Origin of the sequence: Endozoicomonas sp. YOMI1 (genome assembly GCF_024606345.1) — a bacterium.
Taxonomy (GTDB): domain Bacteria; phylum Pseudomonadota; class Gammaproteobacteria; order Pseudomonadales; family Endozoicomonadaceae; genus Endozoicomonas.
Map to the genome: position 1 here is coordinate 1 of NZ_JAHHPM010000596.1, position 5,053 is coordinate 5,053.

The following is a 5,053-nucleotide window of genomic DNA, read 5'->3' on the forward strand; positions in this document are numbered from 1 at the left end:
CATAGCTAAGGCTATGCTCCCTTCGTTGTGCCTTGCATAGTAACTGCCCACTTAGCCAGAAATATACGATTCCATTTGGCCAACTACTTAAATACAAGACGAGGTTAGGAAACCGTCATGAATATCCCACAAAGTAATGGTACTGTTCCAGATTGCAGTGGCAATGCACTCAAGTCCCTGAAAAGACCATCCAGTGATATTTCAGCCTCTGAATCGTCACCCCGTAAAGTATTAAATAGAGCAGTATCCACTATTTCTGCAAACTGCACCCAAAGCAATAATATTACCAATGACCTGTTTGGTACTAATCAAAATATTGTTTTTCAGGCAAGTACCGGAAATTTTCTGCCACCTGATTTAAAACATAAACTGCTGGAAATTCATCAGCAGAGTTCTACCCACTTCAGCGAAAATCCCCATGGCAGTCCTGTTTATCTAAGGAATATTGAATTAATCCGCGCAGCACCAATTCTTGCTCAAACCGATTGTTTTTTTGAACAACTAAACAGTCATGCCATAGAATTTTGTAAAAATATTAATAGGACTCATTCAATAGATATACAAATGGCCCTCTGGGATGCAGGTCCTTTCACAACATTATTAGATATCGGCAAATTCCTTGAATTCATTCTCGATAAGCACAACAATAAACACCATATAACTTATAATGAAAAAATAGCATTCAAATTTCTGTTAAGCGGTTTGTTAAAGATGGATCATAATTTAGATGCTGACAATTCAAGTCAAATACTTGAAACATTATCAAATTATTTCCCCCCTGATAAAATCGGTAAGTATTGTGAACTATACTCATGCATTTTAAGCAAAGGACTAAGTCTTGCCAAGGTGATAAAAGATGTGTGGAGCATCAATAGTACAGCGAAATTCTCCATTCAAAAAAATGATGTTTTTGATATGTCTGTTGAACAGTTAATTACATTAATTACCAAGCTAAGTGAAAATAAAAATAAAATTCCAAATGTTGCAGATCGATACCAGTTTCGGCAAAACATAAAAGTAAGGTTAAGCACACTCAACAGCATTAATCAGAAAGAAACCCTGTTAATGACACTCATCAAATACAATGAACAAGCGCTACTGGAAGTATTGATGGATCGAGAAGATTTCAATATTAATGAATTGACGGTTATTGGAGAAACACCGCTTATTTATGCCATTAAACAAAGAAGCCAATGGATTATCGACTTTTTAATAAACAAGCAAGATATCAACACTCTTGGTCTTGAAGGAAAAACACCCCTTCAAATCGCCATTGGTTGCTACAGCAAATATCTTGATGAGGATAAATTAAGCGATTGTTGCAACCCCTACAAACCAGTCATTGAATCTTTATTAAATTGTCATCAACTCAACGTTGATGGTAAGGATTCTGTGGGTATGACCGCTTTATGCCATATTGCCATGCTGCCAAAACTCGATTCAACATGCTTTTCGTTTATTGAGAAACTGAAATCCCGGGGTGCCAATGTTGAACAATCTGTTCAGGGCCATGGAACCGTGCTTGGCTTATTAGGGAAAAAGCTAAAACCTGAATTCAAATGTTAAAGATTATCTGAGATGTCGCCACCCTGTCAGCATGGCAAACCAGAACAGAGAATCCAGGTGAACCAGAGGGAGGGGGGCACTGTCCGCACCGAGGTTTGGTGCTTGAGCTCTTGATGAACGCCATATGCCCTTATCAGTAAGGTTTTCGGGAATTGGCTTCAGGTTCATCTTCATAAAGTCTTTATCCGAATAATCGGGATAAACTGAGCTGGGGAAGCGCTGACTCCTGATATCCTGCACATAGCGGACGTCCGGGTCACACCAGTAACCACACTCAAGTGCCGCCCTCCTCAATGTTTCTGCCGGTATTTCCTGGTGGATTATCGTTTTCATTGCTTCCGGTTGCATGCCAAAGGCGGTGCCGAACAAATCCGCCGCGATGGTCACCAGCTCACCGGCCAACTGATTCATCTGCTCAGGATTGGTGTAATCCAGTTGACGAGTGTCGTGGCGAACCCTGAGCCAGTTGATCGCAAGCCCGTAAAACGCTCTCCCGAGTTCAGAAATCCTCAGCAGTTGCTGACTCTCGGCACTGGTTAGATCGACGTGACACCTGGTAACGAAAAGGTCGATGGTGCGTTCATTAAAGGAGCGTATATCAGCCCAGTCTCTCATTCCTACCGGGGCTGGTGCGATATTTGGATAATCCTGGCCATGCCACTCGCCCATGTTGCCGGGACAGCGCTGCTTGCCAAGGAAAGGGGTTGGCGACCAGGCTCTGCCTTCAGCCGTGTCATGAAACATGGATAATGCATCCGGTGCCTGAAGGTTTTGCTGCCACAGGCGGCCGGCATCTCTGGCAAACAGTCTGAGCCCTGCCAGCGATGCCTCAAAACAGAGGCCTTCAACGCCCTCAGTCTCATAGGGATAATGGTGATAGAGCGCGCTGTTTGCTTCGTCATCAAATACCTGGAGAAAAGCGGAGTTGTCGGGTTCAAAAGCAATCATTTCCAAGGTTGACTCAGGAACACCGGCCCGCTGCAACTTGCCCAAGGCATTGGGCAGGCGGAAGATTCCCCCGGGTTTAAGCAGTGCACTCTCCAGCCCAAGTTCCGCTTTATGCCTGCGAAAAAATTCAAGGTGTGGCTGCTCACGAATAAAATCCCCCCAGGGCTCTCTGGCACCGGGCAACTGTTTCAGGAACTTGAAACGACGGTAACCGGTGGGTGTTGCTGCACAGGGAAAAGCCAGGCTGCGCCCGTAAACCGTTATGTCGCTACTGGTAAACAATGCGTTTTCCCAGGATTCAGGGAGTCTGGGAATGTTTTCTTCCGGATGGCAGGTGGCAAATTCTTCAACCTCACCCAAAAAAGAGGCGTTGCAAGCCATTTTGGGCGTTGAGATACTGTTAGCCCCGAGTCCAAGGCCAATGAGATGCCAGGGATAGTAAGACTCTTCAGATTTATCTGTGCAGCCCCGTTTAATAAACAGCAGCTCCCGGTCGGCCGGTGTTTTGGTCAGATGTGCCAGGAGATAATGTTGGATGTCCGGTGCCATCACTCTGATCACTTGCGCAAGGTATTCAATCGGTAGCTCTGAGCGCTGTACAAACCTTGTTAATTCCAGCGCTGTTTGTTGATCCCGGAAAACACCGGCATGGCCTGCCAAAAAGGTGATAACACGTTGAAAAAAATGGTTCGTTGATTCCAGAGTATGATGGGACTTTGACTTCTTGCATCTCTTGGGTAAAGGCGAACCACTGGGAAAAGCAGTCGGAGTGAATGTCAAGGACTGTTGTTGGTAGAGATGCTGGAAAAGGTACAGATACTCACTGAACCAAGCGACATTCAATGGGTGATCAGCAGCAATCTGGCTCTGTATGCAATGGATAAGGTTTTCCCCGGAGGTTAGCTTTAGCAGGCTATTGCGCCGACTTCTGACAAGGTTCTGGTCAGGTGAGATCAGTGGTAAGTCAGACACTTGATAAGGGTGGTGATGATACAGGCACATCAAGGGAGTAGCACCGCTGTCGTCCTTCATATTCGCCAGCTCTCTGGCAGGCAGGAACTGGAACAGGTCATCATAGGCAACAACATAACGGTTGAGAAGGGTAAAATATAAGCCCGGGTGAATGTCTGGCAGTGCTGTAGCCAGAATGTGCAGTATGTTTGCTCCCTGATTGAATCTCTGATTGAGAATCGCCTGCCAGGAGTCTGCCAGCGTCTCCTTCAGCAAGCCAAACATCTGCTTCTGACCTAAAATAAAGGCGCACAAAAATAATCTTTCTCGCTGTCCCACGTCCATGTTGTGCAATTCTTTCCGAATCAGCGGTTGATATCGTGCAGCGTTAACCTCGAGCTGATAAAGATTTGCTGTAAAACGTTCTGATTTGAGATCCGTTATGATGGATTGACTGATATCCTGTTCAGTCCGGGAGTCGTTCTGCGGCGTATCCAGCACCGCAAAAAGTCCGGTTATCAGATAGGGGGCTGCACATTGGGAAAATTGCAGAGTGGGATTGTTTTTTAATGGAAAATCGCCATCATGGAAGCTTGGGCTGTTGTTAAAACGGTGAACTGCCTCTTTGATCTGGGCCGGGGTTAAATATTTTTCCACCGTTTTCGTGCTGGTAGAATCAGCCATATAAATCATTCTTACAGCATTTATGTCCAGAAAATCCTTCACAGCTTCAACGTCACTGTTTTCCAGCATCTGCCTCAGTAATAATGGTGGAATCCTTGGGTCAAAAGTAATGTACCCGGAGCTTTCCAGCCCCACCCCCGCATCAGCCAGTAATTGCAACACTGATAGGTTGCTGGGATAGATACAATCGTAAATCAGGCGACTGACAATTTCTTGCAATTCAGGCGGGCAGGATTCGGAATTTGCCGCAACTGAGTCACAACCGAGTGAAAGCTCCTTATGAAGCCAATTCACCTTTGCCTGAAAATTGCTTTTTAAAGATGTGTCCAGCTTGCCCAAGGCATTTCGAATAATCGTCAGGCGATTTTGTTTGTAAGGGTCAGATGTCTGAATACGACATTTTTTCAAAGGAGGCTCGAACTGGTCATCAAGACCAGCTTGCTCCATTTTCTTTTGTTGCAATGGTTGTTGAGAGCCCATCTCTCTGTTGGATAAATATCTAACCTGGTCTGTTTGGATTCGGTCCTGCTGAGCCAGTTTTGAATTTATCAGAAGATCTACTCTCTCTGGCTTGACGTTACGACTGGAAACAGGCTTTCCAGGTAATTTATTCCATGCTAATGAGCCCACATAAAACGTTGTCTTGACCGGGGTAACAATGGCATAGAGCGTATTCCAGAATGCCCAGGAAAAAACCCCACCATTTTTGACGTTTTCCAGATTCAACTCGGGAGGAGGATAAAAAGGGGGCAATGGAGAATCAATTCCAGTCATAGGGCGGGTCCATACTTTATCGTTATTGATAGTAAGTAGTTAACCAAATGAAATCGTATTTTCTGACCAATTGGACAGTCACTCCCGGCAACTGCTCCTGCGTTGCTCTAGCTCCTGCATCCATGCAGTC

2 protein-coding genes are annotated in these 5,053 nt (G+C 45.1%); one reads left to right on the forward strand and one right to left on the reverse strand.

Translation table 11 applies throughout. The annotated features are described in order from the left end of the window. The first annotated feature begins 117 nt into the window (after window positions 1-117). Window positions 118-1,566 (forward strand): ankyrin repeat domain-containing protein, encoded by a 1,449-nt coding sequence (locus tag KDK15_RS20680; protein ID WP_257297293.1) that lies wholly within the window; start codon window positions 118-120, stop codon window positions 1,564-1,566. 3 nt (window positions 1,567-1,569) lie between these two features. Here KDK15_RS20680 and KDK15_RS20685 read toward each other — a convergent pair whose 3' ends face one another. Then, the gene (locus KDK15_RS20685; protein ID WP_257297294.1) at window positions 1,570-4,923 is read right to left on the reverse strand and encodes a hypothetical protein; all 3,354 of its coding nucleotides are present in this window, start codon (window positions 4,921-4,923) and stop codon (window positions 1,570-1,572) included. Between the last annotated feature and the right edge of the window lie 130 nt (window positions 4,924-5,053).

Excerpts from the sequence above, each read along its gene's own strand:
- KDK15_RS20680 (WP_257297293.1), top strand. The coding sequence starts at position 118 with ATGAATATCCCACAAAGTAATGGTACTGTTCCAGATTGCAGTGGCAAT.
- KDK15_RS20685 (WP_257297294.1), bottom strand. The coding sequence starts at position 4,923 with ATGACTGGAATTGATTCTCCATTGCCCCCTTTTTATCCTCCTCCCGAG.